A 23,829-nucleotide genomic window follows, 5' to 3' on the forward strand; every position below is an offset into this window, starting at 1 on the left:
ATCACTTCGAATTGGCCGACTTGTTCTGGGGCATGCGTGTCTTCGTCGGCGCGGGCTCGGGTGGCGGCGGCTGAACAGCGGCGGGCTCGTCCAGCTTGTCGAGATGCATCACCACATTGCCCTCGAAGCGGATGACGTCACCGCCTTCGGTAATTCGCAGGCGATCCGCGCTCAGCGTGCCGTTGGTCAGCTTGACGTCGACGCGCTCGTCCGAGGAGACGGTGCCCTTGCCCATGTCGACGAAGGCCGAGTTCAGCCGCGCCTCATATCCCGTCGAGGTGCGCAGGAAGATGTCCTTGCGCAGATCGAGCTGCTGCTGCTTGTTGTCGAAGCGGCCGGTGCGTGCATCGAGGAACAGGGTCGATTGATCCTCCATCAGCACTTTCGCACGGAGGTCATTGAGATCGACATGATCGGGATCGGTGATGTCCTGCGTCGCGGTCTTGGCCCAGAGCTCGTAGGGCCGCTGGTCCGGCGTGTAGCCGGCGAGGTGCGGCGATTCCATCGTGATCTTGGTGCCCGACACCACCAGATTTCCGGAATCGAGCGGCAGCTTCGGCATCAGCATGCGGAAGGGATTGAAGATCGAGACGCCGACGATGACGGCCATGGACAGCAGCACCGCACCCGGCACCGCGATGCGCAGAATCCGCACCATGCGGCTGTGGCGCGCCGCGCTGGCGAACTTCGCCGCAAGCGCGGCGTCGTAGGTGGGATTCTGGGCCGAGTTCACCTGGGTTCCTACTTGCCTGGCTCCTGACGTATTGCTCGCCGCATCCAGTCGAGGGGGCGCCCCATTCTATCCGGCGCCGGGCGAATATGCAGCCGGCGACAGGCCGTTACGAAAGTGTCCGAAACGGGGCGGCAACCCCAAGCCGAACCGCCGCTCAGGGCCTTCAGGAGTGCGCGAAAATGTCCTCTTCCGCCCAGCCCTGGAGGTCGAGCAGGGCGCGGGTCGGCAGGAAGTCGAAACAGGCCTGCGCCAGCTGGCTGCGGCCTTCCCGCACCAGCATGGCGTCGAGCCGCTCGCGCAAGGCATGCAGATGCAGCACGTCGGAGGCGGCGTAGGCGAGCTGCGGCTCGGACAGACTGTCGGAACCCCAGTCGCTGGACTGCTGCTGCTTGGACAGGTCGATGTTGAGCACCTCGCGGACGAGGTCCTTGAGGCCGTGGCGGTCGGTGTAGGTGCGGGTCAGGCGGGAGGCAATCTTGGTGCAATAAATCGGCCCGGTCATGACGCCGAAGGTCTGGTACAGCACCGCGATATCGAACCGCGCGAAATGGAAGATCTTCGTGACGGCCGGATTGGCCAGCAGCGCCTTCAGGTTCGGCGCGTCGGTATGGCCCTTGGGGACCTGCACCACGTCGGCGCTGCCGTCGCCGGGCGAGAGCTGCACCACGCAGAGCCGGTCGCGATGCGGGTTCAGCCCCATGGTCTCGGTGTCGATCGCCACCGCTCCGGTGTAGCGGGACAGGTCGGGCAGGTCGCCGCGGTGCAGTCGTACGGTCATGAAAACCTCGGGTCGAATGGTAGCGTCGATATCATAGGCCAGTCGAATGAATCGCGGTGTAGCCAGTCGCGAAAGGTCACGCAAGCGGCCGTGACCTTACGGGCCGGTCAGATCGCGGCGAGCATGATGCAGATCATCGCCGCGACCGCGATGCGGCTGGGTCCGTCCCGGAAAGCATACAGGATCGGATCGTCCGGCATCTCGCGGCGATGCGCCATCATCAGGGCACGGCCGAACCAGTACAGCAGCAGCGGCGTGAGCAGCCACAGCATCCAGGGGCGGCTGTAGAGCGGCGTCACCGCCGAGGACGAGACGTAGAGCGAGAACACGGTCACCGCGTTCATGGCGCTTGCCGCCGCCATCGCGGCGATGACGTTAAGGTCGGTGACGCGATAGTCGCGGTTGGAGGGATCGGCGAGGCCCGCGCTCTCGCGCATGCTGAGCTCGCTGAAGCGCTTGATCAAGGCGAGCGAGGTGAACACGAACAGCGAGAAGATCAACAGCCATTCCGACAGCACGACGCCGACGCCGATTGCACCGGCGACGATGCGAAGCGTGTAGAGGCCGGCGAGCGTGACGATGTCGACCAGCATCTTGCGCTTGAGCACGAGCGAATAGGCGATCGTGGTGACGAGATAGAGGCCGAGCACGCCGAGAAACAGCGGCGAGATGCAGAGGCTGGCGGCGAGCGCGAGCAGCCACAACGCAGGAATGGCCGACAGCGCCGACGAGATCGGCAGATCGCCCGCTGCGAGCGCGCGGTGGCGCTTGCTCGGATGCTGCCGGTCGGCGGCGAGGTCGAGCAGATCGTTCATCAGATAGGCGCCCGAAGCGCAGGCCGAGAACGCCAGGAAGGCGAGCAGCGCGTAGTCGAGCGCCGCAGGGCTCAGCTGATGCGCCGTGAGCGCGGGCACGAACACCAGCGTGTTCTTGGCGTATTGATGGACCCGCAGCGCCTTGACCCAGGTGGTGAGGCCGGCTCTGCGGACCTTCCGATGTTCGATGCGCGCGACGGAGGCACGATCGAACGGCACGCTGCCCGCCGCGAGATCGGCCAGCGTGACGACACCATCGAAGCCGAGACGCGCCGCGATTGCCGCGGCATGAGCGGCGAACCGATCCGCGATGAGATAGATCTTCGCCCCGCGCGCCCGTGCTGCCAGCGCCCGGTTCATCACGTCGGAATCATAGGGCAGATGGGCGTAGTCGATCTCGGCCCGCGCCAGGACCGCCGTGAGCGCCGCCATCCCCGCCCGTCCGCCCGCGCCGAAGCGCGCCAGCATGTGGCCGGGGCTGGAGAACAGCGCCTCCATCAGCAGCTCGGAACGCAACAGGCCGCCTTCGAGATCGATGACGAGGGTCCGGGCCGCCGACGGCTCGGACACACCAGGATCGTACTGCGGGGCACGCTGCTCCATCCGAAAACGCTCTGACTTGCCGCAACATGGCCGGCATTCGGCCGGGGGAGCAGGAAATGGACGGCCAACCCTATGGGATCATTCGCTAAAGCCGGCTTAACCCGGGCAGGACTGTGCTTGCTACGGGGAGGGTTCAATAATAGCTATTTCAATAATAGTTATTAAGGCATGAGTCATCGGAGAGGCGCGGTATGGCGGTAAGTGCAGACCTCGGCGAAGCCCTTGAAAACTTTGTTACAAAGCTCGTCGCGTCGGGACGCTATCACTCCAAGAGCGAGGTGCTCAGGGAGGGCGTGCGGCTCATTCAGGAGCGGGAGGCGCGGCTCGCTGCGTTGGATGCAGCAATCGCGCGCGGGCTCAGCGATGCGGACGCGGGACGGGTCAAATCGCTATCAGAGGTTTTTGACCGGCTCGAAGCGGGATTGGCCGAGAAGGCCGATCGCACGTGATCGTCGTCCTCACCGCGGAAGCCGAGTCTGACCTCGAGGAGATCGCATCCTACGTTGCCGCGCAAAGCCCGCAAAGCGCACTCACGCTCATCCGTGGATTGCGGGACAGATGCGAAACGCTCGCCGATGCACCGCACCGCTACCCCTTGGTGCCGCGCTACGAGCAGAAAGGCATTCGCCGGCGCCCATTCGGGAACTATCTGATTTTCTATCGTGTCGGTCGCGATGCCATCGAGGTGATTCACATTCTCCATGGCGCGCGAGATTATGAGCCACTGCTCTTCCCGCCGGACTAGAGCCTGCTGCAATTCGCCCAGGCGCACCCCATCTATTTCCAGCCCCGCACTATCCTGTCCCCTTACTGCGATCGAGATGTGATGACCGAACAAACGCTCGCTGCGCCGATCGACGACCAGCGCCCACGCGGATTCTCGCGCTACCAGTCCCTCCTCATCGCGCTGCTGGCGCTGACGCAGTTCACGATCATCCTCGATTTCATCATCATGTCGCCGCTCGGCGCCATCCTGATGCCCTCGCTTGGCATCACGGCGGGGCAGTTCGGCGTCGCGGTGTCGGCCTACGCCTTCAGTGCGGGCCTATCGGGCATCCTCGCCGCCGGCTTTGCCGATCGTTTCGATCGCAAGCGCCTCCTGCTGTTCTTCTATGTCGGCTTCACGCTGGGCACGCTGCTGTGCGCGGTGGCGCCGAACTACCACGTGCTGCTGATCGGCCGGATCGTGACCGGATTGTTCGGCGGCGTGATCGGTGCGGTCGTGCTCGCCATCATCACGGACCTGTTTCCGCTGCAGATGCGCGGCCGCGTGATGGGAATCATCCAGACGGCGTTCGCCGCCAGCCAGGTGCTCGGCGTTCCCGCCGGCCTGTTTCTCGCCAATCACTGGAGCTGGCACATCTGCTTCATCGCGATCGTCGTGCTGTCGCTCGTGACGATCGCCGTCATCGCGTTCGCCATGGAGCCGGTCGACGCACATCTGAAGCTGAAGCAGGACAGAAACCCGTTCCACCATCTGGTCGCCACGGTCGCCGAGCCGCGCTACACCCTGGCCTTCGCCGTCACGACGCTGCTGGCGACCGGCGGCTACATGCTGATGCCGTTCTCCAGCGCCTACACCGTGCACAATCTCGGCATCGACATCACGCACCTGCCGACGATCTATCTCGTCTCCGGCCTGTTCAGCATCGTCACGGGGCCGCTGGTCGGCCGCGCCAGCGACGCGTTCGGCAAATATTCGACCTTCGTGTTCGGCTGCGCCATGACCGTCCTCATGGTGCTGATCTACACCCATCTCGGCCACGTCTCGCTGGCGACCGCGATCCTCGTCAACGTGCTGATGTTCGTCGGCATCTTCTCGCGCATGATCCCGTCGCAGGCGCTGATGTCGGCGATTCCCGATGCGAGCCAGCGCGGCTCGTTCAGCGCGGTCAGCGCCTCGCTGCAGCAACTCTCCGGCGGGCTCGGCTCGGTGCTCGCCGGCGCGATCATCGCGCAAGGCGCGGACGGCGCCCTGCTCCATTTCGATCGGGTCGGCTACGTCGTCGTGACCACCACGATCGTCACGCTGGTGATGATGTATTTCGTGCAGAAGGCGGTGGCGGAGCGGGCGGGGAAAAGGGGGGTGTGAGGGGAGAGGACCGATCCGGGCTCCCGGGACCTCCACGCGGCAGCGGCGCGGCGTTCGCCGCCTGCCATCCGTACCGATCTGAGGTCGCTCTATTTTGGGTCCAAACCCCGCAAAATGGTGCCCAGGAAAGGACTCGAACCTTCACGGCCGTTAAGCCACTGGCACCTGAAGCCAGCGCGTCTACCAATTCCACCACCTGGGCATGCCGTTTGGGGCACGGAGGCGGTTACTACGGTTCGGTGACGCCGTTGTCAATTCATGCGTGAGGCCGGGGTCGGGATGCCGATTGCGCATCGCAAAACGGCCCGATACAAGCCTGACACGACGCACTCTTTTCCGCAGGAACGGCTCCCATGGCATCGAATCTGGACACGCTCGTCACGGTTTTCGGCGGATCGGGGTTTTTGGGCCGCAGCGTGGTCCGCGCCCTGTGCAAGCGGGATTACCGGGTCCGGGTTGCGGTGCGGCGGCCGGAACTCGCCGGATACCTCCAGCCGCTCGGCCGGGTCGGGCAGGTCCACACCGTCCAGGCGAATCTGCGCTATCCGGCCTCGGTCGAGGCGGCGCTGCGTGATTCGCATGTCGTGATCAACCTCGTCGGCGTGCTCACCGAGAGCGGCGCGCAGACGTTTGACGCCGTCCAGTCCAAGGGCGCCGAGACCGTCGCCAAGGCGGCGGCCGCCGCAGGTAGCACGCTGGTGCATGTCTCGGCGATCGGGGCCGATGCGCAATCGCCCTCGCGCTATGCCAGGACCAAGGCGGCCGGCGAAGCGGCGGTCCTCGCCGCGGTTTCCTCCGCCACGATCTTCCGCCCCTCCGTGATGTTCGGCCCGGAGGACCAGTTCACCAACCGCTTTGCCGCACTGGCCCGGATGTCGCCGGTGCTGCCCCTAATCGGGGGCGAGACGAAGATGCAGCCGGTCTATGTCGGCGACGTGGCCAGCGCGATCGCCGATGCGGCCGACGGCAAGGCCAAGGCGGGCGCCACTTACGAGCTCGGCGGGCCGGAAGTGCTGACCATGCGCGAGATCATCGAGACCATCCTCGAAATCACCGACCGCAAGCGGATGCTGGTGCCGCTGTCGTTCGGCCTCGCCCGCGTCCAGGCGGCCTTCCTGCAATTCGCGCCTGGCGCGTTCAAGCTGACGTCGGACCAGGTCACGCTGCTCGAGCGCGACAATGTCGTGTCGGAGGCAGCCAAGGCGGCCGGGCTGACGCTGGAAGGCCTCGGCATCACGCCCGATTCGCTGGAGGCGATCGCCCCGCAATATCTCTGGCGCTTCCGCGCCGCAGGGCAGTTCCAGCGCATGAGCGTGTGAAGCGCCTCTCTATCCATCGTCATGCCCGGGCTTGACCCGGGCATCCACGTATCGCTGCAGTCGCGGATGCGCGTGGATGGCCGGGTCAAGCCCGGCCATGACGAGGACGAGCGTCGCCAGGGAGCGCGCCAACGGAGCGGCAACAGCGTCAAAACTTCAACTTCTTGAACACCGCTTCCGGCAGCGTCTTGATGATCAGCATCACGAGGCGCCATTTCGCGCTGACATAGACGATGTCGGTCTTGTTCTCGACGGCGCGAAGGATCGCATCGCCGACGACGGGGGCTTCGACGGTGAGCGGGCCGATCAGCTTCATGCCTTCCGTCATCCTGGTGCGGACGAAGCCGGGCTTGACCGTAACGACATGGACGCCGCCCCGGCTGGCGCGGGCGCGCAGGCCGGACAGGAAGGCGGAGAAGCCGGCCTTGGCCGAGCCATAGACGTAGTTGGAGGCGCGGCCGCGATCACCGGCAACCGAGGACACACCGACCAGCGTGCCGCTGCCGCGGCTTAGGAACTTTTCCGCGAACAGTCCGAGGATCAGCGCCGGGCCCTCGTAGTTGGAGCGCATGATCGCGGTGGCGTGGGCGAGATCGCTCTGCGCGCTCTCTTGCACACCGAGCAAGCCGACGATCGAGACGACGACATCGGGCAACGCGGGAAGGCCGGCGACGAAGCCCTCGAAAGAGGCGGTGTCGAGCACGTCGAATTTGTGGAGACCGACCTCGATATTGTAGCGTGCGCGCAGATCGGCGGCGTCAGGCTCCAGCGCGGCGACATCGCGGCCGGCGAGCCCCACGTCGTATCCCGCTCTGGCAAAGGCGCGCGCCGCGGCGCGGCCGATGTCGGATGAGCCGCCCAGCACCAGTACAGACTTGCGCGACGTCACGGCCTAGACCTCATCAAACAGACGTTGTGAAAGCTTGGAGCGGATTCTGCCGGCAGGATCGAGCGATTTGCGGATCGCGTTGAAGCGCGACAGCGCGGGATAGCCGGCTTCGAGCGTCTCCCGCGACTGGCGCGCATCCTTGGCGAGATAGAGCCGGCCCCCGGCCGCGACAACGAGACGGTCGATCTCGTCGAGAAAATTCAGGATGTCGCCGCGCACGGGGAAATCCAGCGCCAGCGTGTAGCCGGGCAACGGAAACGACAGGATGCCCTCGCCTTGGCCGAGCTTCTTCAGCACCGCGAGGAAGGAGGCGTCGCCGCGCCGCGCGACGCGATCGAGGATCTCGCCGAGCACGTCGCGTGCGCGGTTCTCAGGGATCACGCATTGATGCTGCAGGAAGCCGCGCTTGCCGTAGATGCGATTCCAGTCGGCAATGCTGTCGAGCGGAAAGAAATAGGGATAGAGCGAGACCACATGGCTGCCGCCGGCGCGGCGCGCACCCATGCGGTAATAAAGCTCGTTGAAGGCACGGATGCTAAGGCGGTTCAGCGTCATCGCGGGCAAATCGATCGGCACGCCGAGACCGGGAGCCTTGCCGGCGGGAAATACGGCGGCGCCGGCAGGGAGCTCGTCCTTGCCGGCGTGCTCGCCGAGATAGATCAGCGAGCGGCCGAGATCCTTGCCGCGTGCGGCGCAATCGATCCACGCCACCGAATAGGTCGCGGCATCGCCTGCATCGAGCGCGCGCATCGCGGCATCAAGATCCGATGCCGAGATCACGCGCTCGCGAATCCACCCCGTTTCGACCTTGCGCAACCGCAAGGTCGCTTCGAGGATGATTCCGGTCAGGCCCATGCCGCCGATGGTTGCAAAGAACGCATCGGAGTTCTGCTCGCGCGAGGCTTCGATCACCTCGCCCGAGCCCGTGCGCAGCAGGATGGCGTCGACATAGCGGCCGAAGCCGCCTTCGCAATGATGGTTCTTGCCGTGGACGTCGGCGGCGATGGCGCCGCCGATCGACACGAAACGCGTGCCGGGCAGCACGAAGGGCAAGAAGCCGCGCGGGCCGAAGGTCTCGATCAGATCCGAGAGCAGCACGCCGGCCTCGAGGCGGATGCTGCCGGTCACGGGATCGAACCACCTGATGCGGTCGAAGCCCGTCATCGTCACCGTCCTGACGGCCCCGATTGCGGCATCGCCATAGGCGCGACCATTGCCGCGCGCGACGGTGCCGGAGACGACGGCGTCCGCGACCGCCGCGAACGCGCGCGGGCGCAGCATCTCGGTATCGACGACCGGGAAGCGCCCCCAACCGCTGACGAGGGTCATGGCTCAGCTCCTGCGCCGGGCGCGCCGCCCTGCATTGCGAAACTGAGTACCGATCAAAAGCTTACATTGCGTTGAAAGCGCGGTTGGCGCGGAGCCCGGATCCCAAGCCTACCGTCCCAGCGCCAGTGCGATCAGGCCGAGCGTGCCGACGATGACGCGCCACCAGGCGAACAGCACGAAGCCGTGCCGGGTGACGTAGGTCAGGAACGTTTTCACCACGATGACCGCGGTGATGAACGACACCACGAAGCCGATCCCGACGATGTTGATATGGTCCATCGTCATCTCGGCGCGGCTCTTGTAGAAATCGTAGGCGAACGCACCGATCATGGTGGGAATCGCCAGGAAGAACGAAAACTCCGCCGCCGCGCGCTTGTCGGCGCCGAGCAGCATGGCGGCCACGATGCTGGCGCCGGACCGCGACACGCCCGGGATCATCGCCACGCATTGCGCGATGCCGATATAGAGATACATCAGCAGCGGAAATTTGGTGGCCTCAAACTCGCGCGGCTTGAGCTCGAGCTTATCGACCCAGAGCAGGATGGCGCCGCCAACGATCAGCGTGAAACAGACCACCCACGGATTGAACAGCATGAGCTTGATGTATTTGCCGGCGACGAGGCCGACGATGACAGCCGGCAGGAACGCCACCAGCACGCCGATCACGAAGCGGCGCGCATAGGCATCGCCCGTGAACAGGCCGATCGCGACGTCCCACAACTTCCGGAAATACAGCCCCACGATCGCGAGGATCGCGCCCAGCTGGATCAGAACCGTAAACGAATCCCAGAACGTCCCTTCGCCGAGATGAAAGAAGCGCTCCGCGAGCAGGAGGTGGCCGGTCGAGGATACGGGAAGGAACTCGGTCACACCCTCGATGATGCCGAGGAGCACTGCCCGTATTGCGTCTGACATATTTACGGTCCATTTCGGCTGGAAAAGCGGGGCTCTTCTCGCCTATTCCCCCCAATGCTGCAATCGCAAAATGCGGCATCACGCTCTTGCTTCGCGGTTTTGAGGGACTAGTGTGGCGCCGCACAAACATTGATGGATTCTTAAGCACCATCAAATAGTCAAAGGCTTCATGTTTACGCTGTTTCATCATCCGTTCTGCCCGCATTCGCGCTTCATCCGCCTGATCGTGGGCGAATACGGGCTCGACCTGAAGCTGATCGAAGAGCGCAGCTGGGAGCGGCGCGAGGCGTTTCTGCTGCTCAATGCGGCCGGCACCACGCCTGTGCTGGTGGACGGGGAACAGCCGCCGATCCCGGGCGCGGCCATCATCGCCGAATATGTCGATGAGGCCTATGGCGCAGGGATGGGCGTCAAGCGCCTGATGCCGGAGACGACCTTCGAGCGCGTCGAGGTGCGCCGGCTGATGGCCTGGTTCAACGAAAAGTTCTTCGAGGAGGTCTCGCATCCGCTCGTCACCGAGCGCATCTACAAGCGCTTCATGAGCGAGGAGAACGGCGGCGGGCCGCCTTCGGCCGACGTGATGCGCGCAGCGAAGGCCAACGTGCGCTATCATCTGGCCTATATCGGCTGGCTGGCGCAGACCCGCAATTTCCTCGCCGGCGACCGGCTCACCTACGCGGATCTCGCCGCCGCGGCGCATCTTTCGGCGATCGACTATCTGGGCGACGTGCCATGGAGCGAGGACGACGCAGCAAAGGCGTGGTACGCGCGGGTGAAATCCCGCCCGTCGTTCCGTCCGCTGCTGAGCGAATGGCTGGCCGGCGTGCCGGCGTCGCGGACCTATGTGGACCTGGATTTCTGAGCCTTGATCCGACTGAGCTGAAGGCGGCGCTGGCGCGCGAAGCGCACGCGCTCGGCTTCGACTGCATCGGCGTTACCGCGCCGGGCACGATCGATGCAGCCGGAAAGCACTTCCTCGAATTCATCGCCTCGGGCGGCCATGGCGACATGGATTGGCTCGCCAACCAGCCGGAACGGCGCGTCGATCCGCGCGGGCTGTGGGCCGACGTGCGCAGCGTGATCATGCTCGGCGTCAATTACGGTCCCGACTCCGATCCGCTCGCGGTCCTGAAGCAGCGCGCGCGCGCGGCGATCTCGGTCTATGCGCAGGGCGACGACTATCACGACCTGATCAAGAAGCGGCTGAAGGCGCTGGCGCGCTGGCTGGTCGCGACCGCGCCAAGCGAGGTGAAAGTGTTCGTCGACACCGCGGCGGTGATGGAGAAGCCGCTGGCGCAGGCCGCGCATCTCGGCTGGCAGGGCAAGCACACCAACCTCGTCTCGCGCGAGTTCGGCTCATGGCTGTTTCTCGGTGCGATCTACACCACGCTCGATCTGCCGCGCGACGCTGCCGAGATCGACCATTGCGGCTCGTGCCGCGCCTGTCTCGACATCTGCCCAACCGCGGCGTTCCCTGCGCCCTACAAGCTCGATGCGCGGCGCTGCATCTCGTATCTGACCATCGAGAACAAGGGCCCGATCCCGCGCGAGTTTCGCAAGGCTATCGGCAATCGCATCTATGGCTGCGACGATTGCCTTGCCGCGTGCCCGTGGAACAAGTTTGCGCAAGAGGGGCGCGAGGCCAAGCTCGCCGCGCGCGATGAATTACGTGCGCCCTCGCTCGCCGAGCTGGCGCGGCTCGACGATGCCGCGTTTCGGGCGCTGTTCACGAAGTCGCCGGTCAAGCGCATCGGCCGCGACCGGTTCTTGCGCAACGTGCTGATTGCGATCGGCAATTCCGGTGATGTTTCGCTGGCTGAGGAGGCGCGGCGGCTGCTCGATGACACGAGCCCGCTGGTGCGTGGGGCGGCGGTGTGGGCGCTGGCGCAGTTGCTGGAGCGGGACGAGTTTGAGGCGATGAAGTCTGCTGCTGCGAGCAGCGAGCACCATGAGAATGTACGCGAGGAGTGGCGGGCCGCATCCTAGTCCACCGCTGTCATGCCCCGGCTTGCCGCCTTCGCCAAGGCTTCGGCGGCCGAGCACCCTTGTGGCCCCGGCGTAGCCTTGGCGGAGCCGGGACCGGGGCATCCAGTACGCCGCGGCTTCTCGACTCAATCACTGCCGTATCGGCGTACTGGATCGCCCGATTAAGTCGGGCGATGACACCTGTGTTGTGGCTGGCGCCTCACTACCCTTGATTTCCCCGTGCATTCCCGCAATCTCGCGCGCATGACAAACATGCCTTTCTTCACCCGCGACGGCGATACATTCCATCCGACGGAAGCCGCCAACGGTCCATGGAATCCGAAATCGCTGCACGGGCGCGTCATCATCGGCCTGCTCGGCTTTGCCGGCACCGCGACGGTGGCCGCGCTGGCGCAGCGCAAGCCGATGGTGAATCCGTCGAAACGGTAGTTGACGGCTGCCACTCCTCAGCGTCATGATCGCAACGCCCTCGAACATCGCGCGGGCGCCGCCCGCTTCCGGCAAGGTCGATTTGTAGCTGAAGGTGTAGCGCACATAGAGCGTGGTGCCGTCGGTGACGGGGTCATGCATGTCCCAGCGGAAATCGGTCGCCGTGCGATAGAACCAGTCGTCGATCATCGCGGCGATCTTCGTGCGGCCGGCGAAGGTGCCGTAGAAGACGTCGTGATAGACGCCGTCCTCGGTGAACAGCTCGGCGAAGGCTTTGCCGTTGCGCTGCTCGACGGCGTCGCAGAAGGCGCGCAGCATGGCGGTGGTGGTCATTGGCGTTGCCTCTCAGTTATTGCGCCCTCTCCCCTTGTGGGAGAGGGCGGCTCCGCTCGTTGACGCGCATTCATTTGGGTGAGGGGTTGCTTCCGCGAGTCGGGCTCGTGGAGAGAACCCCTCATCCGGCGCCATAGCCGAAGCTACGCTTCGGCGTTCTCAAGAACGGCGGGCCCGAAGGCCGCCTATGCCACCTTCTCCCACAAGGGGAGAAGGAAGAGAAAAGCATCTCACCCGATCTCCGCCACCGCGGCAAGAATGCGCGCGATGTCTTGCGGGCGTGAGAGGCGGTGATCGCCATCCTGGATCATGGTCAGCACGACGTCGTCGGCCGGCAGGCGATGGGTCAGCGCAAACGCGTGCTGCCAGGGCACATCGGGATCTTTCGCGCCTTGCAGGATGCGGACGGGGCAGCCGAGATCGATGGCGCTGCCGAGCACGAGGTGCTTGCGTCCCTCCTCAATCAGGTTCCGCGTGATCGGATAGGGTGTGCCGTCGCCGTACTCCGAGGGGCGCAGCCAAAAGCCCTTGGTCTCGATCTCCTTCCTCACCGCGGGCGAAAAATTCTTCCACATCAGCTCTTCGGTGAAATCGGGCGCCGGCGCGATCAGCACGAGCCCTGCGAGCGACGCCTTGCCGGCACGCTTCTTGATCTCGCGCGCGAGCAGCAGCGCCATCCACCCGCCCATGGACGAGCCGATCAGGATTTGCGGGCCATCGCAGAAGCGCTCGAACACCGCAACACTATCCTCGAGCCAGCTGCCGATGGTCCCATTGGCGAAATCACCGCTGGATTCGCCGTGGCCGGAATAGTCGAACCGGACGATGGCGCGGCCTCGCTCGTGGGCCCAGGCATCCAGCGCCACGGCCTTGCCGCCCTGCATGTCCGACTTGAATCCGCCCAGCCAGACCAGGCCGGGATCTTTTCCGTGACGGCGGCGCACCGCGATCCTGCGTGCGGACGGCCCCTCACCCACATCGATGAACTCGAGCGCGGCATCGGGAATTGCATCGGTCATGGAACGTTTACTCTGGCTGTGCGGTTTGAGCTGTCCGGACCTGTTCCGAAAGCACGACCGGCATCGCTATTGGTCCGTTGGGACGCTTGCGGAACAGAGGCAAGGTGTCTATGTCGATCGGCGTGCCGAGGGCCGTGACCAAAATGCCTCGCATTTGAGGGTTTTTCGCGCCTCGTCCCAGCGACTTGCTTGCCGGCAAACGCATCTTCCTTCAAGATAGCCGCTTCCTTCACAACTTTGGAGAACCACCCATTCGCCGTCCTAATAAAGCTCCGCCCGCTGCCAGCAAAGACGGGCCACGCATCAATGATGATATCCGCAATGCGCAGATCCAGCTGATCGACCAGACCGGTGAGAACAAAGGTACCGTCGAGACCGTCGTCGCCATCCGCATGGCGCAGGAAGTCGGAATGGATCTGGTCGAGATTTCGCCGAATACCAGCCCTCCCGTCTGCAAGATCATGGACTACGGGAAGTACAAGTATTCCGCCCAGAAGAAAGCCGCGGAAGCCCGCAAGCGGCAGAAGACCGTCGAGATCAAGGAGATCAAGCTCCGTCCGATGATCGACGACCACGATTACGACGTGAAGATGCGCGCGATGCAGCGGTTCTTCGAGGAGGGCGACAAGGTCAAGATCACGCTGCGCTATCGCGGCCGCGAAATGGCGCACCAGGAGATCGGCACCAAGCTGCTCGACAAGATCAAGACCGACGTCGCCGAGCTCGCCAAGGTCGAGCAGGACGCGCGGTTCGAAGGTCGCCAAGTGGTGATGGTGCTGGCGCCGCGCTGACGCGCCACGCTTTGGGACTTGAGAATTCAACGGCCCGCCCGGATCTCCGGCGGGCCGTTTTGTTTTTTGTCGAGGTGCAGCCGCGGGCGCCGCTGCACCCTCGCCCGCTTGCGGGGCGCTTGCGGGAGAGGGTGGCGCGAAGCGCCGGGTGAGGGCTCTCTCCTCTGGGAGACTATCCCGTTGCGGAGACAGCCCACTCCCCAGCCCTCCCCCGCAGGCGGGGGAGGGAGCGCACCGGCGTCGTGACAACTACGCCCGCGTCGCCACCCAGGTGCCGCTGCACGGGTCGCCGGAAATGATGCCCCTCCACGACCCGGCGCCGGTCACCCCGGCGAGCCGGCCGCCGCCACTGGCGTGGGAGGCGCCGACCGAGACCTGGACGGCGACAGCGCCGGAGCGGTTGACCCGGCCCGAGACCCGGCCGCCGCCAGCGGAGGAGACGCGGCTGCCTGTCACGGTGAAGGGAACGCTGTAGCCCGAGCCGCAATTGCCGCGGGTGGTGGCGAAAGTGACGTTCCAGATGCCATCATAGCCGCCGGCGCGGGCGTCGGCCGCCTGCGGCAGCGCAGCCGCGGCGAGCACGGCGAACAGCGCCAGGCGGCGCGGATGGGCGAAATCGGCCAGTGAAGCCGGAAATTGCTGGAAATGGGCCATTTTGGACCTGCTTCAGACGAGAAAGGCTTGGATATGAGGTGGCAGCCTCCAATGGTCGGCGAGCCGGTTGCGGCGGTTCATCGTTGCCAATTGGCCTGTCCTCTGTCATAAGCCCAGCCTTCATCGCCCGGCTGATTTACGGGCTGCCGTGGCGATGTCTCGTGCGGGTTTCGCGCTCGTTCGCAAAACCTGAGCACAATCAACGCTCTAACGAGCAATTTTGACGGTCCAGCCGCCTTCGCGGGCGGATCTCTGTGGCCATGAGGAGAGCCAAATGCCCAAGCTGAAGACCAAATCGGGCGCTAAAAAGCGCTTCAAGGTGACTGCCACCGGCAAAGTGATGCACGCCCAGCGCGGCAAGCGTCACGGCATGATCAAGCGGACGAAGAAGCAGATCCGTCAGCTGCGCGGCACCCGCGTGCTGTTCAAGACCGACGGCGACAACGTCAAGAAGTACTTCTTGCCGAACGCCTGATCGCGTCCACGATCATTGCCATCCCTGCCGCGTCCGCGCGGCAATCCGATAACCAAAGTCATCTCTGAAGGATTTCGTCATGGCTCGCGTTAAACGCGGTGTGACCGCCCACGCCAAGCACAAGAAAGTCTACAAGGCCGCCAAGGGTTTCTACGGCCGCCGCAAGAACACTATCCGCGCCGCCAAGCCGGCCGTGGAGAAGGCCCAGCAATACGCCTTCCGCGACCGCAAGCGTCGCAAGCGCACCTTCCGCGCGCTCTGGATCCAGCGCCTCAACGCGGCCGTCCGTCCGTTTGGCCTGACCTACAGCCGATTTATCGACGGCTTGGCCAAGTCGGGCATCACCGTGGACCGCAAGGTGCTGTCGGATCTCGCGATCCGCGAGCCCGCCGCGTTCCAGGCGATCGCCGAGAAGGCCAAAGCCGCACTGGCGGCGTAAAAGCTGCTCCACTGCGCGACTTGCGCAGCATCGAGCTTGTGATGGCCCGGGCAGAGGGCGCGTGTCGCGCTTTCATCGCCCCGGCCGTCATCTCTCGCGCAAGCACACTTCTCCGACGTGGATGCCCGGCGAATCTAACGCGAAGACGCGCTTCGCGCTTTTGGGCCGGGCGTGACGGGCTAGGATCATCGGCTCAGCATCCTGGCCAAAAGGGATTGCCATGACCGATCTTGCCCAGCTCCAAACCCAGATCATCGCCGACATCGCCGCGGCTGCCGACGAGGCTGCGCTCGAAGCCGTTCGTGTTGCAGCCCTCGGCAAGAAGGGCTCGATCTCGGCGCTGCTCGCCACGCTAGGCAAGATGTCGCCGGACGAGCGCAAGACGCAAGGCGCGGCGATCAACCAGGCCAAGGACGAAGTCAGCCAGGCGCTTGCGGCGCGGCGCGACGTGCTGAAGTCGGCGGCGCTCGATGCGCGGCTCGCATCCGAGACCGTCGACGTCACGCTGCCGCTGCGCGATGCGCCGGCGGAAGCCGGCCGCATCCATCCGCTGAGCCAGGTCTGGGACGAGCTCACCACCATCTTCGCCGACATGGGATTCTCGGTGGCCGAAGGCCCCGACATCGAGACCGACGATTACAACTTCACCAAACTGAACTTCCCCGAGGGCCATCCCGCGCGCGAGATGCACGACACGTTCTTCTTCCATCCGAAGCAGGACGGCTCGCGCATGCTGCTGCGAACCCACACCTCGCCGGTGCAGGTGCGCACCATGCTGAGCCAGAAACCGCCGATCCGCGTGATCTGCCCGGGCCGCACCTACCGCATCGATTCGGACGCGACCCACACGCCGCAATTCCACCAGGTCGAGGGCCTCGTCATCGACAAGAGCTCGCATCTCGGCCACCTCAAATGGATCCTGCACGAGTTCTGCAAGGCGTTCTTCGAGGTCGACCACATCAACATGCGCTTCCGCCCGTCGTTCTTTCCGTTCACGGAGCCGTCGCTGGAAGTCGACATCCAGTGCCGCCGCGACAAGGGCGAGATCCGCTTCGGCGAGGGCGAGGATTGGCTCGAGATTCTCGGCTGCGGCATGGTGCATCCCAACGTGCTGCGCGCCTGCGGCATCGATCCCGACGAGTACCAGGGCTTCGCCTGGGGCATGGGCATCGACCGCATCGCCATGCTGAAATACGGCATCGCCGATCTGCGCCAGCTGTTCGACAGCGACGTCCGCTGGCTGTCTCACTACGGCTTCAAGCCGCTGGAGGTGCCGACGCTGGCGGGGGGATTGAGCACGTGAGGGCGGCACTCGACTTGGAGTCTGCCAAGACTCTCTCCGTTCCCTCCGCGGAGACACCCCTCTCCCTGCCCCTCCCCCGCAAGCGGGGGAGGGGATGGAAAGAGCGTGTGTGGGGCGGCTATCTCATGGATACGTATTCTCTGTCCGCCCGACAGGTCGGACTCCCTCCCCCGCTTGCGGGGGAGGGGTGGGGAGAGGGTTTCTCCGCGATGGGGCTGCCAATGGTCGATCCCAAGCATCCGGCCTGGAAAATATCCGACAAGCTGCGCGCCAATGCGCGCGCGCTCAGACGCGACTCGACCGATGCGGAGCGAATCCTCTGGTCGGAGCTGCGCGCTGGGCGGTTGAACGGCGCGAGTTTCCGCCGCCAAGTGCCGATCGAGAACTACATCGCCGATTTCATCTGCCACGCGGCCAAGCTCGTCATCGAGCTCGATGGCGGCCAGCACTTCTCGGACGAAGGCGAGCGCGCGGATACACGCCGCTCGACCGTGCTCGAGGCGAAGGGCTTCAAGGTGCTCCGCTTCAGCAATCTCGATGTCATGACAAACCGTTCCGGTGTTCTTGAAACAATAATCACTGCCATTGCGGAGAGAACCCTCTCCCCAGCCCTCCCCCGCAAGCGGGGGAGGGAGCAGACCGTCTCCGTGGAGAAGAAGCAGCCATGAAATTTACCCTCTCCTGGCTGAAGGATCATCTCGAGACCGACGAGCCGCTGGACAAGCTTGTCGACAAGCTCACCATGATCGGACTCGAGGTCGAGAACATCGAGGACAAGGCGAAGGCGCTGAAGCCGTTCACCATCGCAAAGGTGATCTCGGCCGAGCAGCATCCGAATGCGGATCGCCTGCGCGTCTGCATGGTCGACACCGGCGACGGCGGTGCGCCGGTGCAGGTGGTGTGCGGGGCGCCGAATGCGCGCGCCGGGCTCGTCAGCGTGTTCTCCCCGCCCGGCACCTACATTCCTGGCAAGGACATCACGCTTGGAATCGGCACCATCCGCGGCGTCGAGAGCCGCGGCATGCTGTGCTCGGCGGCCGAGCTGCAGATCTCCAACGACCATGACGGCATCATGGAATTGCCGGCGGACGCGCCCATTGGCGCTGCCTATGCCGAATGGGCCGGGCTCGGCGATCCCGTGATCGAGATCAATTTGACGCCGAACCGGCAGGACTGCACCGGCGTGCACGGCATCGCGCGCGATCTCGCCGCCGCCGATATGGGCAAGTTCAAGGACCCGACCATCAAGCCGATCAAGGGCGAATTCCCCTGCCCCGTAAAGGTCACGGTCGAGGACGCCACGCTCTGCCCGGGTTTTGCGCTCCGCCTCGTGCGCGGCGTCAAGAACGGACCGTCGCCGGAATGGCTGCAGAAGCGGCTGACCGCGATCGGCCTGCGTCCGATCAACGCGCTGGTCGACATCACCAACTTCATGACCTACGACCGCGCGCGCCCGCTGCACGTGTTCGACGCCAGGAAGGTGAAGGGCAATCTCGTCGTGCGCCGCGCCCGCGAGGGCGAGACCCTGCTGGCGCTCGACGGCCGCACCTACAATCTCGATCCCGCCATTTGCGTGATCGCGGACGAGCACGGCGTCGAATCACTCGCCGGCATCATGGGCGGCGAGGCCTCGGGCTGCGACGAGAACACGACTGACGTGCTGATCGAATCGGCGCTGTGGAACGAGATCAACATCGCCCAGACCGGCCGCAAGCTCGGCATCAATTCGGACGCACGCTACCGCTTCGAGCGCGGCGTCGATCCGGCCTTCATGGTGCCCGGCGTCGAACTCGCGACCAAGCTGGTGATGGAGATGTGCGGCGGCACGCCGTCCGAAACGTTCGTGGTCGGCAAGTCCTTCGCCGACGACCGCGTGATCGACTTCCCGGTCACGGAAGTGAAGCGCCTCTCCGGCATCGACGTGCCGCAGGTCGAGATGAAGCGCATCCTGACCCATCTCGGTTTCATGATGGCAGGCCCCGGCCCGGTGGTGAAGGTCGCGGTGCCGTCGTGGCGCACCGACGTGCACGGCAAGGCCGACATCGTCGAGGAGATCGTCCGCATCTTCGGCGTCGACAAGGTGCCGATGACGCCGTTCGAGCGCGGCGACGAGCCGCGCAAGCCGGTGCTGACGCCGCTGCAGCTGCGCACCCGCCGCGCGCGGCGCGCGCTTGCGAGTCGCGGCATGGTCGAAGCCGTGACCTGGTCGTTCATCGCCAGGCCGGCAGCCGAATTGTTCGGCGGCGGACAGCGCGAGTTAGAGGTGGCCAACCCGATCGCGTCCGATCTCTCCGACATGCGCCCGACCCTGCTCGCCGGCCTGATCGCAGCCGCGCAGGCCAATGCCGATCGCGGCTTCGGCGATGTCGCGCTGTTCGAGGTCGGCCAGGTGTTCAAGGGCGATCGCCCGCAGGACCAGTTCATGGCGGCGAGCGGCGTGCGCCGCGGCCTTGCGTCGTCCGAAGGGCTCGGACGGCACTGGACGGGCTCGGCGCAGGCCGACGTATTCGACGCCAAGGCCGATGCGCTGGCGGTGCTGGCGGCGGCCGGCGCGCCGATGCAGGCGCTGCAGATCGTGGCGGGTGGTCCCGGCTGGCTGCATCCGGGCCGCTCCGGCACGATCCAAATCGGGCCGCAGAACGTGCTCGGCACTTTCGGCGAAGTGCACCCCAGAGCGCTCGAGGCGCTCGGCGCCGACGGGCCGCTTGTCGTGTTCGAGGTGATCCTCGACCGCATTCCCGAGGCGAAGAAGAAGCCGACGCGCGCCAAGCCCTTGATCGAGCTCTCGGCGTTCCAGCCGGTGTCGCGTGACTTCGCTTTCATCGTCGATCGCGCCGTCAAGGCCGGCGACATCGTCCGCGCGGCGCAAGGCGTCGACAAGAAGCTGATCACCGGCGTCAATGTCTTCGACGTTTACGAGGGCAAGGGCATCGATGAGGCTAAGAAGTCGATCGCGATCGCGGTCACGCTTCAGCCGCGCGAGAAAACCCTGACCGATCAGGAGATCGAAGCTGTCGGTGCCAAGATCGTCGCCGAGGTCACCAAGAAGACCGGCGGCACTCTTCGCGGATGACGCTGGCGGATTTCCTTCCGGAGGACGTCAGCCTCACGATTGCGGCGGCGCTCTGCGCCGTCGCTTTCGTTTCGGGCACCGCGCGCGGCTTCTCCGGCTTCGGCGCGGCGCTGATCTTCATGCCGCTGGCGAGCAGCATCGCGGGGCCGCGGCTCGTTGCCGCCGTGCTGCTCGTCATCGATTTCGTTGCGGCCGCGCCGCTGCTGCCCGATGCCTGGCGAAAGGCCGACCGCGAGGCCACCGCGGTGATCGTGCTAGGCGCGCTGATCGGCGTCCCCGCCGGCACCTATTTCCTCAGCGTGCTCGAACCCGTCACCACGCGCTGGATCATCTCCGTTTTCGTGGCCGCGCTGTTGCTGCTGCTGTTGTCGGGCTGGCGCTATCGCGGCAAGGACCACGCCTGGCTCTCGGTCGGTATCGGCGGCCTCTCCGGCTTCTGCAGCGGACTGGCGCAGACCGGCGGGCCGCCGATCGTCGGCTACTGGCTGGGACGCCCGATCGCGCCGGTCGTCGCGCGCGCCAACATCGTGCTGTTCTTCGGCGCCTCGGATTTCTTCTCCATGATCAGCTATGCGAGCACGGGCCTGATCAGCCGCGACTCGCTGCTGCTGTCGCTCATCGTCGGCCCGGTCTATGCGGCTGGGGTTGCGTTCGGCAGCTCATTGTTCGGCCGCGCCAGCGAGAAGGTGTTTCGCGGTATCTGCTATGCGCTGATTGCGTTGGCGGTGGTTTTTGGGCTGCCGGCATTGGATGGCGTGCTGCGCTGACAATCTCCGCTGTCGTCCCGGGGCGCGCGTAGCGCGAGCCCGGGACCCATAACCCCAGGGAGTGGTTATGGGTCGAGCTGGTAACTCCAAGTCTTCGCCAAATCACGCCCTGTGGGTATGGATCCCGGATCTGCGCTCCGCTTCGCTGCGCTTGTCCGGGACGACAGTGGAGTTTGTCGCTGCTTGGCTGCCGCTACTGCGACCTTACCCGCCGCTTCTTCGTCGACTGCGTCGGCACGTCGGCCGGTTCGTCCTTGAGCGCGCCGATTTTGCGCAGGGCGGCGTCCGCGGCGCGTTCGCCGCTCTCCCAGGCGCCGTCGACGGTGCCCCAGAGCGTCTCGTGCGTGGCTTCGCCGGCGAGGAACACATTGCCGACCGGCTCGGCCAGGATCTTCCGCGAGAGCTGGCCGCCGGGCGAGGCTGCCGACATCGCGCCCATGACATAGGGCGAGGCGTTCCAGCGCGTGGCGCTGGTCTTTTGCACCACGGCAGCGGCCTCACTGCCGAACAGCTTTGTGATCCATTCCTTGGCGAAAGCCACCATGGCCTTCTCGCCCTGCTCGGCGAGATCGCGGCCAAACGAGCCGCCGACGTCGATCGAGCACAGCGAGGAGCCGCCGATATTGGCGAACATCAGCGCCGTTCGGGTCGAATTGCTCTGCTCGATCAGGATGTCGTCGCGCGAGAGGCCGAGCGGATTGCCCGGCAGCTGCAGCACGATACGATCGTAGCTGCCGAGGCTGAGCTTCGATGCCGCATCCAGGGTCCGCTTGGGAATGTCGGGTGCGAACTTGATCGCGCCCGAAGTCAGCACGTTTGTCGAGACCGTGACGATGGCGGCGCGCGCGGCGATCTTGCCGGCTTGCGTCTCGACGCTGACGTCGCGGTTGCTCCAGGCGATGCGGCTCGCCGGCGTCGCCAGCGCCACCGGCGCCTGTTCGGCGAGCCTGGCGATCAGCGTGCCCAAACCCTGCCGGCAGGCGATCGCCGCGTTGCGATCCTGCGCGCGCCCCTTGTCGATCGCGGACAGCTCCTTCAGGTCCTTGCCGGCGAAGCTGGCTCCCAGCATGAACTCGGCCGCGCCGGCCCAGTCGCCGAGATCCTTCGGCAGCACCGATGCGCAGGAGGTGTCGAGCTTGCCCCGCGCGGCCTCGTCGATGGCGCGGTTGGCGCGCACCAGGGCGGCCAGGAACTGCTCGGTCTCGCCCGCGCGCGCGTTGCGGCGGCCGATGCGCATCTTCTGGCCCGAGGGCGCCGGCAGCACGTCGAGCCCGGCATTGCGCGCCAGCCGGATCATCGGGTTGGTGTCGGGATTGTGCATCCAGCGCGCGCCACGGTCGAACGGCGTGTCGAAGGTCGTGCTGTCGGTGATGCAGCGGCCGCCGACTTGCGAGGCCGCTTCCACCACGATGACCTTGCGGCCGGTTGCCATGATACGCCGCGCCGCGGCAATTCCCGCCGCCCCCGCACCGATCACGACGATGTCGGCCTCGCGCGGCAGGGGCGCGGCGGATGCGCGCAGCACCGGCATCGCCGCAAGGGCCGCCGACGCCGAAAGAAAGCCGCGGCGCGTGATTGTCATCTCATGGTTTCCGGGGACTTGCGGCGCACGTGAACAGCCCGCGAACCTTGCCGTATCCGATGTTGCGCAGCAACCAGCATAGTGAATCAATCATGGTTGATCTCACAGAGCAATGAACCGAATTGCAACACGTTTCGACCATGATAGAGAAGGGAAAAAGACGGCCGGAAAAGGCCGTGGGGGGTTCGACATGGGGACGGTCCTGGATTCTGTCGGCAAGCTGATTGCCGCGTACCTCTCGAAGGAGGTGCCGGGCTATGAGCCGTTCACGCCGAGCGACCCCGAGCATCTGCGCGGCGTCATCGAACCCGGCGACGTGCTGCTGGTCGAGGGCAACAACCGCATCTCCGGCATCATCAAATACCTGACGCAGTCGACCTGGTCGCATGCCGCGCTCTATGTCGGCCCGATCGAGGGGGCCGAGGAGCCGAGCGGCGAGCCGCACGTTCTCATCGAGGCCAATATCGGTGAAGGCGTCACCTCGGCGCCGCTGTCGAAATATTTCCCCTATCACACCCGCCTCTGCCGTCCGGTCGGGCTGTCCTATGAGGACCGCCATACGGTCTGCCGCTATGCGATCAACCGCATCGGCTTCGGCTACGACACCAAGAACATCGTCGACCTCATGCGCTACCTGTTCCCGCTGCCGATACCGCAGCGCTGGCGCCGGCGCATGATCGCGATCGGCTCGGGTGACCCGACCAAGATCATCTGCTCGGCCCTGATCGCGCAGGCCTTCGACGCCGTGCGCTACCCGATCCTGCCGAAGATCACCAAGGCCGGCAGCCGCGCCGCCCGGCGCGAAATCCTGCACATCCGCGATTCCTCGCTCTACATGCCCCGCGACTTCGACATCTCGCCCTATTTCGAAGTCGTCAAACCCACCATCGTGCACGGGTTCGACTACACCGCCCTGCACTGGGCCGACAAGCAGAAGCCGCTCGAGGAGGTGGCGGGCACGTTCAGTGTGTTTCCAGAAACGCTCAGTGCGCCGCCGCTCGTTCCTGAGGCGATTGACGAAGAGACGCCGGCTGAAGTTCCGGCTGAAGAAGTGAGTGCGCAGCCTGCGCAAATCAGCGCGGCTTTCTCCGCGCATTTCGTGCAGTTGAGCGAGCTCGCGATCTACCGCGCGCGGGCGCGGGAGATGGCAGCGTAACCACCCGCCCCTCTTGTCGGGAGAGAGGGCGCGTTACCGCTCCGCTCGTCCGATCACCGCCATCAGCTCCGCGATCTTGGCGCGCTGGTCGGCCTTGTCGCCGCTCGCGATGGCGTGCTCGACGCAATGGGCGACGTGATCCTTCAGAATCTCTTCCTCGACCCGGCGCAGCGCGGCACGCACCGCCGCGATCTGCGTCACGATGTCGATGCAGTAGCGGTCTTCCTCTACCATTTTCGAGAGGCCACGAACCTGGCCCTCGATCCGGCCGAGACGCTTTCCGACGGATGCCTTGATGTCCTTGCGCATGGGGTCTATATACCCCTACCGGGTATAGGTTTCAAGACCG

Annotated in this window: 24 protein-coding genes, 1 tRNA gene and 1 pseudogene; 14 read left to right on the forward strand and 12 right to left on the reverse strand. The window is 65.3% G+C overall.

Annotated elements, in window-relative coordinates:
* Position 1 precedes the first annotated feature (1 nt).
* The 3 genes from lptC to HZZ13_RS26900 all read right to left on the reverse strand — a co-directional run bounded on the left by lptC (position 2) and on the right by HZZ13_RS26900 (position 2,929).
* A complete protein-coding gene (lptC, locus tag HZZ13_RS26890; protein WP_197962502.1) occupies positions 2-733 on the reverse strand; it encodes an LPS export ABC transporter periplasmic protein LptC in 732 nt (243 codons plus the stop codon).
* Positions 734-896: 163 nt separating this feature from the next.
* Positions 897-1,511: a ribonuclease D gene (locus tag HZZ13_RS26895; protein ID WP_197962503.1), complete on the reverse strand. Its 615-nt coding sequence runs from the start codon at positions 1,509-1,511 to the stop codon at positions 897-899.
* Positions 1,512-1,618: 107 nt separating this feature from the next.
* Positions 1,619-2,929, reverse strand: a complete 1,311-nt coding sequence (locus HZZ13_RS26900) for a UbiA family prenyltransferase (protein ID WP_197962504.1) — start codon at positions 2,927-2,929, stop codon at positions 1,619-1,621.
* A gap of 191 nt (positions 2,930-3,120) precedes the next feature.
* On the opposite strand from HZZ13_RS26900, the gene HZZ13_RS26905 reads away from it, so the two are divergent.
* From HZZ13_RS26905 to HZZ13_RS26915, 3 genes are all read left to right on the forward strand, one after another.
* The gene (locus HZZ13_RS26905) at positions 3,121-3,378 is read left to right on the forward strand and encodes a type II toxin-antitoxin system ParD family antitoxin (RefSeq protein WP_197962505.1); all 258 of its coding nucleotides are present in this window, start codon (positions 3,121-3,123) and stop codon (positions 3,376-3,378) included.
* Positions 3,375-3,674 carry a type II toxin-antitoxin system RelE/ParE family toxin gene (locus HZZ13_RS26910; protein WP_197962506.1) on the forward strand — a complete coding sequence of 100 codons (300 nt, stop codon included), beginning with the start codon at positions 3,375-3,377 and terminating at the stop codon, positions 3,672-3,674. The genes HZZ13_RS26905 and HZZ13_RS26910 overlap by 4 nt, the downstream gene beginning before the upstream one ends.
* An 81-nt stretch (positions 3,675-3,755) precedes the next feature.
* Positions 3,756-5,021, forward strand: a complete 1,266-nt coding sequence (locus HZZ13_RS26915) for an MFS transporter (RefSeq protein ID WP_197962507.1) — start codon at positions 3,756-3,758, stop codon at positions 5,019-5,021.
* A gap of 115 nt (positions 5,022-5,136) precedes the next feature.
* Here HZZ13_RS26915 and HZZ13_RS26920 read toward each other — a convergent pair.
* A tRNA-Leu gene (locus HZZ13_RS26920) sits at positions 5,137-5,223 on the reverse strand.
* A gap of 151 nt (positions 5,224-5,374) precedes the next feature.
* On the opposite strand from HZZ13_RS26920, the gene HZZ13_RS26925 reads away from it, so the two are divergent.
* Complete coding sequence (locus HZZ13_RS26925; protein ID WP_197962508.1) at positions 5,375-6,340, forward strand: complex I NDUFA9 subunit family protein; 966 nt, start codon at positions 5,375-5,377, stop codon at positions 6,338-6,340.
* Positions 6,341-6,488: 148 nt separating this feature from the next.
* On the opposite strand, the gene HZZ13_RS26930 is transcribed toward HZZ13_RS26925, so the two are convergent.
* From HZZ13_RS26930 to HZZ13_RS26940, 3 genes are all read right to left on the reverse strand, one after another.
* Positions 6,489-7,229, reverse strand: coding sequence for an SDR family oxidoreductase (locus HZZ13_RS26930; protein WP_197962509.1), 741 nt, complete (start codon positions 7,227-7,229; stop codon positions 6,489-6,491).
* Between the two features lie 3 nt (positions 7,230-7,232).
* Complete coding sequence (locus HZZ13_RS26935; RefSeq protein ID WP_197962510.1) at positions 7,233-8,558, reverse strand: FAD-binding oxidoreductase; 1,326 nt, start codon at positions 8,556-8,558, stop codon at positions 7,233-7,235.
* Positions 8,559-8,666: 108 nt separating this feature from the next.
* A complete protein-coding gene (locus HZZ13_RS26940) occupies positions 8,667-9,473 on the reverse strand; it encodes an undecaprenyl-diphosphate phosphatase (protein WP_197962511.1) in 807 nt (268 codons plus the stop codon).
* 169 nt (positions 9,474-9,642) lie between these two features.
* Between HZZ13_RS26940 and HZZ13_RS26945 the strand changes: the two genes are divergently transcribed.
* Positions 9,643-10,335: a glutathione S-transferase family protein gene (locus tag HZZ13_RS26945; protein WP_197962512.1), complete on the forward strand. Its 693-nt coding sequence runs from the start codon at positions 9,643-9,645 to the stop codon at positions 10,333-10,335.
* Positions 10,284-11,459, forward strand: a complete 1,176-nt coding sequence (queG, locus tag HZZ13_RS26950) for a tRNA epoxyqueuosine(34) reductase QueG (RefSeq protein ID WP_197962513.1) — start codon at positions 10,284-10,286, stop codon at positions 11,457-11,459. The genes HZZ13_RS26945 and queG overlap by 52 nt, the downstream gene beginning before the upstream one ends.
* Before the next feature lie 438 nt (positions 11,460-11,897).
* On the opposite strand, the pseudogene HZZ13_RS26955 reads toward queG, so the two are convergent.
* Both HZZ13_RS26955 and HZZ13_RS26960 read right to left on the reverse strand, forming a co-directional pair.
* Positions 11,898-12,221: pseudogene (locus tag HZZ13_RS26955) on the reverse strand (nuclear transport factor 2 family protein); the annotation flags it as partial.
* Between the two features lie 230 nt (positions 12,222-12,451).
* Positions 12,452-13,240, reverse strand: coding sequence for an alpha/beta hydrolase (locus HZZ13_RS26960; RefSeq protein WP_197962514.1), 789 nt, complete (start codon positions 13,238-13,240; stop codon positions 12,452-12,454).
* Between the two features lie 251 nt (positions 13,241-13,491).
* Between HZZ13_RS26960 and infC the strand changes: the two genes are divergently transcribed.
* Entirely contained in the window at positions 13,492-14,031 is a 540-nt protein-coding gene (gene infC, locus HZZ13_RS26965; protein WP_027574769.1) for a translation initiation factor IF-3, read from the forward strand.
* 249 nt (positions 14,032-14,280) lie between these two features.
* Here infC and HZZ13_RS26970 read toward each other — a convergent pair whose 3' ends face one another.
* Positions 14,281-14,685 carry a hypothetical protein gene (locus HZZ13_RS26970; protein WP_197962515.1) on the reverse strand — a complete coding sequence of 135 codons (405 nt, stop codon included), beginning with the start codon at positions 14,683-14,685 and terminating at the stop codon, positions 14,281-14,283.
* Positions 14,686-14,959: 274 nt separating this feature from the next.
* On the opposite strand from HZZ13_RS26970, the gene rpmI reads away from it, so the two are divergent.
* The 6 genes from rpmI (at position 14,960) to HZZ13_RS27000 (ending at position 20,742) form a co-directional block, all read left to right on the forward strand.
* The gene (gene rpmI, locus HZZ13_RS26975; protein ID WP_008539890.1) at positions 14,960-15,160 is read left to right on the forward strand and encodes a 50S ribosomal protein L35; all 201 of its coding nucleotides are present in this window, start codon (positions 14,960-14,962) and stop codon (positions 15,158-15,160) included.
* Positions 15,161-15,239: 79 nt separating this feature from the next.
* Positions 15,240-15,599, forward strand: coding sequence for a 50S ribosomal protein L20 (gene rplT / locus HZZ13_RS26980; RefSeq protein WP_084810005.1), 360 nt, complete (start codon positions 15,240-15,242; stop codon positions 15,597-15,599).
* 220 nt (positions 15,600-15,819) lie between these two features.
* Positions 15,820-16,902: a phenylalanine--tRNA ligase subunit alpha gene (gene pheS, locus HZZ13_RS26985; RefSeq protein WP_197962516.1), complete on the forward strand. Its 1,083-nt coding sequence runs from the start codon at positions 15,820-15,822 to the stop codon at positions 16,900-16,902.
* A gap of 221 nt (positions 16,903-17,123) precedes the next feature.
* The gene (locus tag HZZ13_RS26990) at positions 17,124-17,570 is read left to right on the forward strand and encodes an endonuclease domain-containing protein (protein WP_197962517.1); all 447 of its coding nucleotides are present in this window, start codon (positions 17,124-17,126) and stop codon (positions 17,568-17,570) included.
* Positions 17,567-19,975: a phenylalanine--tRNA ligase subunit beta gene (gene pheT, locus HZZ13_RS26995; protein WP_197962518.1), complete on the forward strand. Its 2,409-nt coding sequence runs from the start codon at positions 17,567-17,569 to the stop codon at positions 19,973-19,975. The genes HZZ13_RS26990 and pheT overlap by 4 nt, the downstream gene beginning before the upstream one ends.
* Positions 19,972-20,742, forward strand: a complete 771-nt coding sequence (locus tag HZZ13_RS27000; RefSeq protein WP_197962519.1) for a sulfite exporter TauE/SafE family protein — start codon at positions 19,972-19,974, stop codon at positions 20,740-20,742. The genes pheT and HZZ13_RS27000 overlap by 4 nt, the downstream gene beginning before the upstream one ends.
* 193 nt (positions 20,743-20,935) lie before the next feature.
* Here HZZ13_RS27000 and HZZ13_RS27005 read toward each other — a convergent pair whose 3' ends face one another.
* On the reverse strand, positions 20,936-22,324 hold the full coding sequence (locus tag HZZ13_RS27005) for a flavin monoamine oxidase family protein (protein WP_197962520.1): 1,389 nt from the start codon (positions 22,322-22,324) through the stop codon (positions 20,936-20,938).
* 190 nt (positions 22,325-22,514) lie between these two features.
* Here HZZ13_RS27005 and HZZ13_RS27010 point away from each other — a divergent pair, with 190 nt between their 5' ends.
* A complete protein-coding gene (locus HZZ13_RS27010) occupies positions 22,515-23,480 on the forward strand; it encodes a YiiX/YebB-like N1pC/P60 family cysteine hydrolase (RefSeq protein ID WP_197962521.1) in 966 nt (321 codons plus the stop codon).
* 33 nt (positions 23,481-23,513) lie between these two features.
* On the opposite strand, the gene HZZ13_RS27015 is transcribed toward HZZ13_RS27010, so the two are convergent.
* The gene (locus HZZ13_RS27015; protein ID WP_197962522.1) at positions 23,514-23,789 is read right to left on the reverse strand and encodes a metal-sensitive transcriptional regulator; all 276 of its coding nucleotides are present in this window, start codon (positions 23,787-23,789) and stop codon (positions 23,514-23,516) included.
* Positions 23,790-23,829 lie beyond the last annotated feature (40 nt).

The sequence above is a fragment of the Bradyrhizobium agreste genome (assembly GCF_016031625.1).
Taxonomy (GTDB): domain Bacteria; phylum Pseudomonadota; class Alphaproteobacteria; order Rhizobiales; family Xanthobacteraceae; genus Bradyrhizobium; species Bradyrhizobium agreste.

Coding starts and splice junctions, on each gene's coding strand:
- HZZ13_RS26895 (WP_197962503.1), bottom strand. CDS start 1,511: ATGACCGTACGACTGCACCGCGGCGACCTGCCCGACCTGTCCCGCTAC.
- HZZ13_RS26900 (WP_197962504.1), bottom strand. CDS start 2,929: ATGGAGCAGCGTGCCCCGCAGTACGATCCTGGTGTGTCCGAGCCGTCG.
- HZZ13_RS26905 (WP_197962505.1), top strand. CDS start 3,121: ATGGCGGTAAGTGCAGACCTCGGCGAAGCCCTTGAAAACTTTGTTACA.
- HZZ13_RS26915 (WP_197962507.1), top strand. CDS start 3,756: ATGACCGAACAAACGCTCGCTGCGCCGATCGACGACCAGCGCCCACGC.
- HZZ13_RS26925 (WP_197962508.1), top strand. CDS start 5,375: ATGGCATCGAATCTGGACACGCTCGTCACGGTTTTCGGCGGATCGGGG.
- HZZ13_RS26935 (WP_197962510.1), bottom strand. CDS start 8,558: ATGACCCTCGTCAGCGGTTGGGGGCGCTTCCCGGTCGTCGATACCGAG.
- HZZ13_RS26940 (WP_197962511.1), bottom strand. CDS start 9,473: ATGTCAGACGCAATACGGGCAGTGCTCCTCGGCATCATCGAGGGTGTG.
- HZZ13_RS26945 (WP_197962512.1), top strand. CDS start 9,643: ATGTTTACGCTGTTTCATCATCCGTTCTGCCCGCATTCGCGCTTCATC.
- queG (WP_197962513.1), top strand. CDS start 10,284: ATGGCTGGCCGGCGTGCCGGCGTCGCGGACCTATGTGGACCTGGATTT.
- HZZ13_RS26960 (WP_197962514.1), bottom strand. CDS start 13,240: ATGACCGATGCAATTCCCGATGCCGCGCTCGAGTTCATCGATGTGGGT.
- HZZ13_RS26970 (WP_197962515.1), bottom strand. CDS start 14,685: ATGGCCCATTTCCAGCAATTTCCGGCTTCACTGGCCGATTTCGCCCAT.
- rpmI (WP_008539890.1), top strand. CDS start 14,960: ATGCCCAAGCTGAAGACCAAATCGGGCGCTAAAAAGCGCTTCAAGGTG.
- rplT (WP_084810005.1), top strand. CDS start 15,240: ATGGCTCGCGTTAAACGCGGTGTGACCGCCCACGCCAAGCACAAGAAA.
- pheS (WP_197962516.1), top strand. CDS start 15,820: ATGACCGATCTTGCCCAGCTCCAAACCCAGATCATCGCCGACATCGCC.
- HZZ13_RS26990 (WP_197962517.1), top strand. CDS start 17,124: ATGGTCGATCCCAAGCATCCGGCCTGGAAAATATCCGACAAGCTGCGC.
- pheT (WP_197962518.1), top strand. CDS start 17,567: ATGAAATTTACCCTCTCCTGGCTGAAGGATCATCTCGAGACCGACGAG.
- HZZ13_RS27000 (WP_197962519.1), top strand. CDS start 19,972: ATGACGCTGGCGGATTTCCTTCCGGAGGACGTCAGCCTCACGATTGCG.
- HZZ13_RS27005 (WP_197962520.1), bottom strand. CDS start 22,324: ATGACAATCACGCGCCGCGGCTTTCTTTCGGCGTCGGCGGCCCTTGCG.
- HZZ13_RS27010 (WP_197962521.1), top strand. CDS start 22,515: ATGGGGACGGTCCTGGATTCTGTCGGCAAGCTGATTGCCGCGTACCTC.
- HZZ13_RS27015 (WP_197962522.1), bottom strand. CDS start 23,789: ATGCGCAAGGACATCAAGGCATCCGTCGGAAAGCGTCTCGGCCGGATC.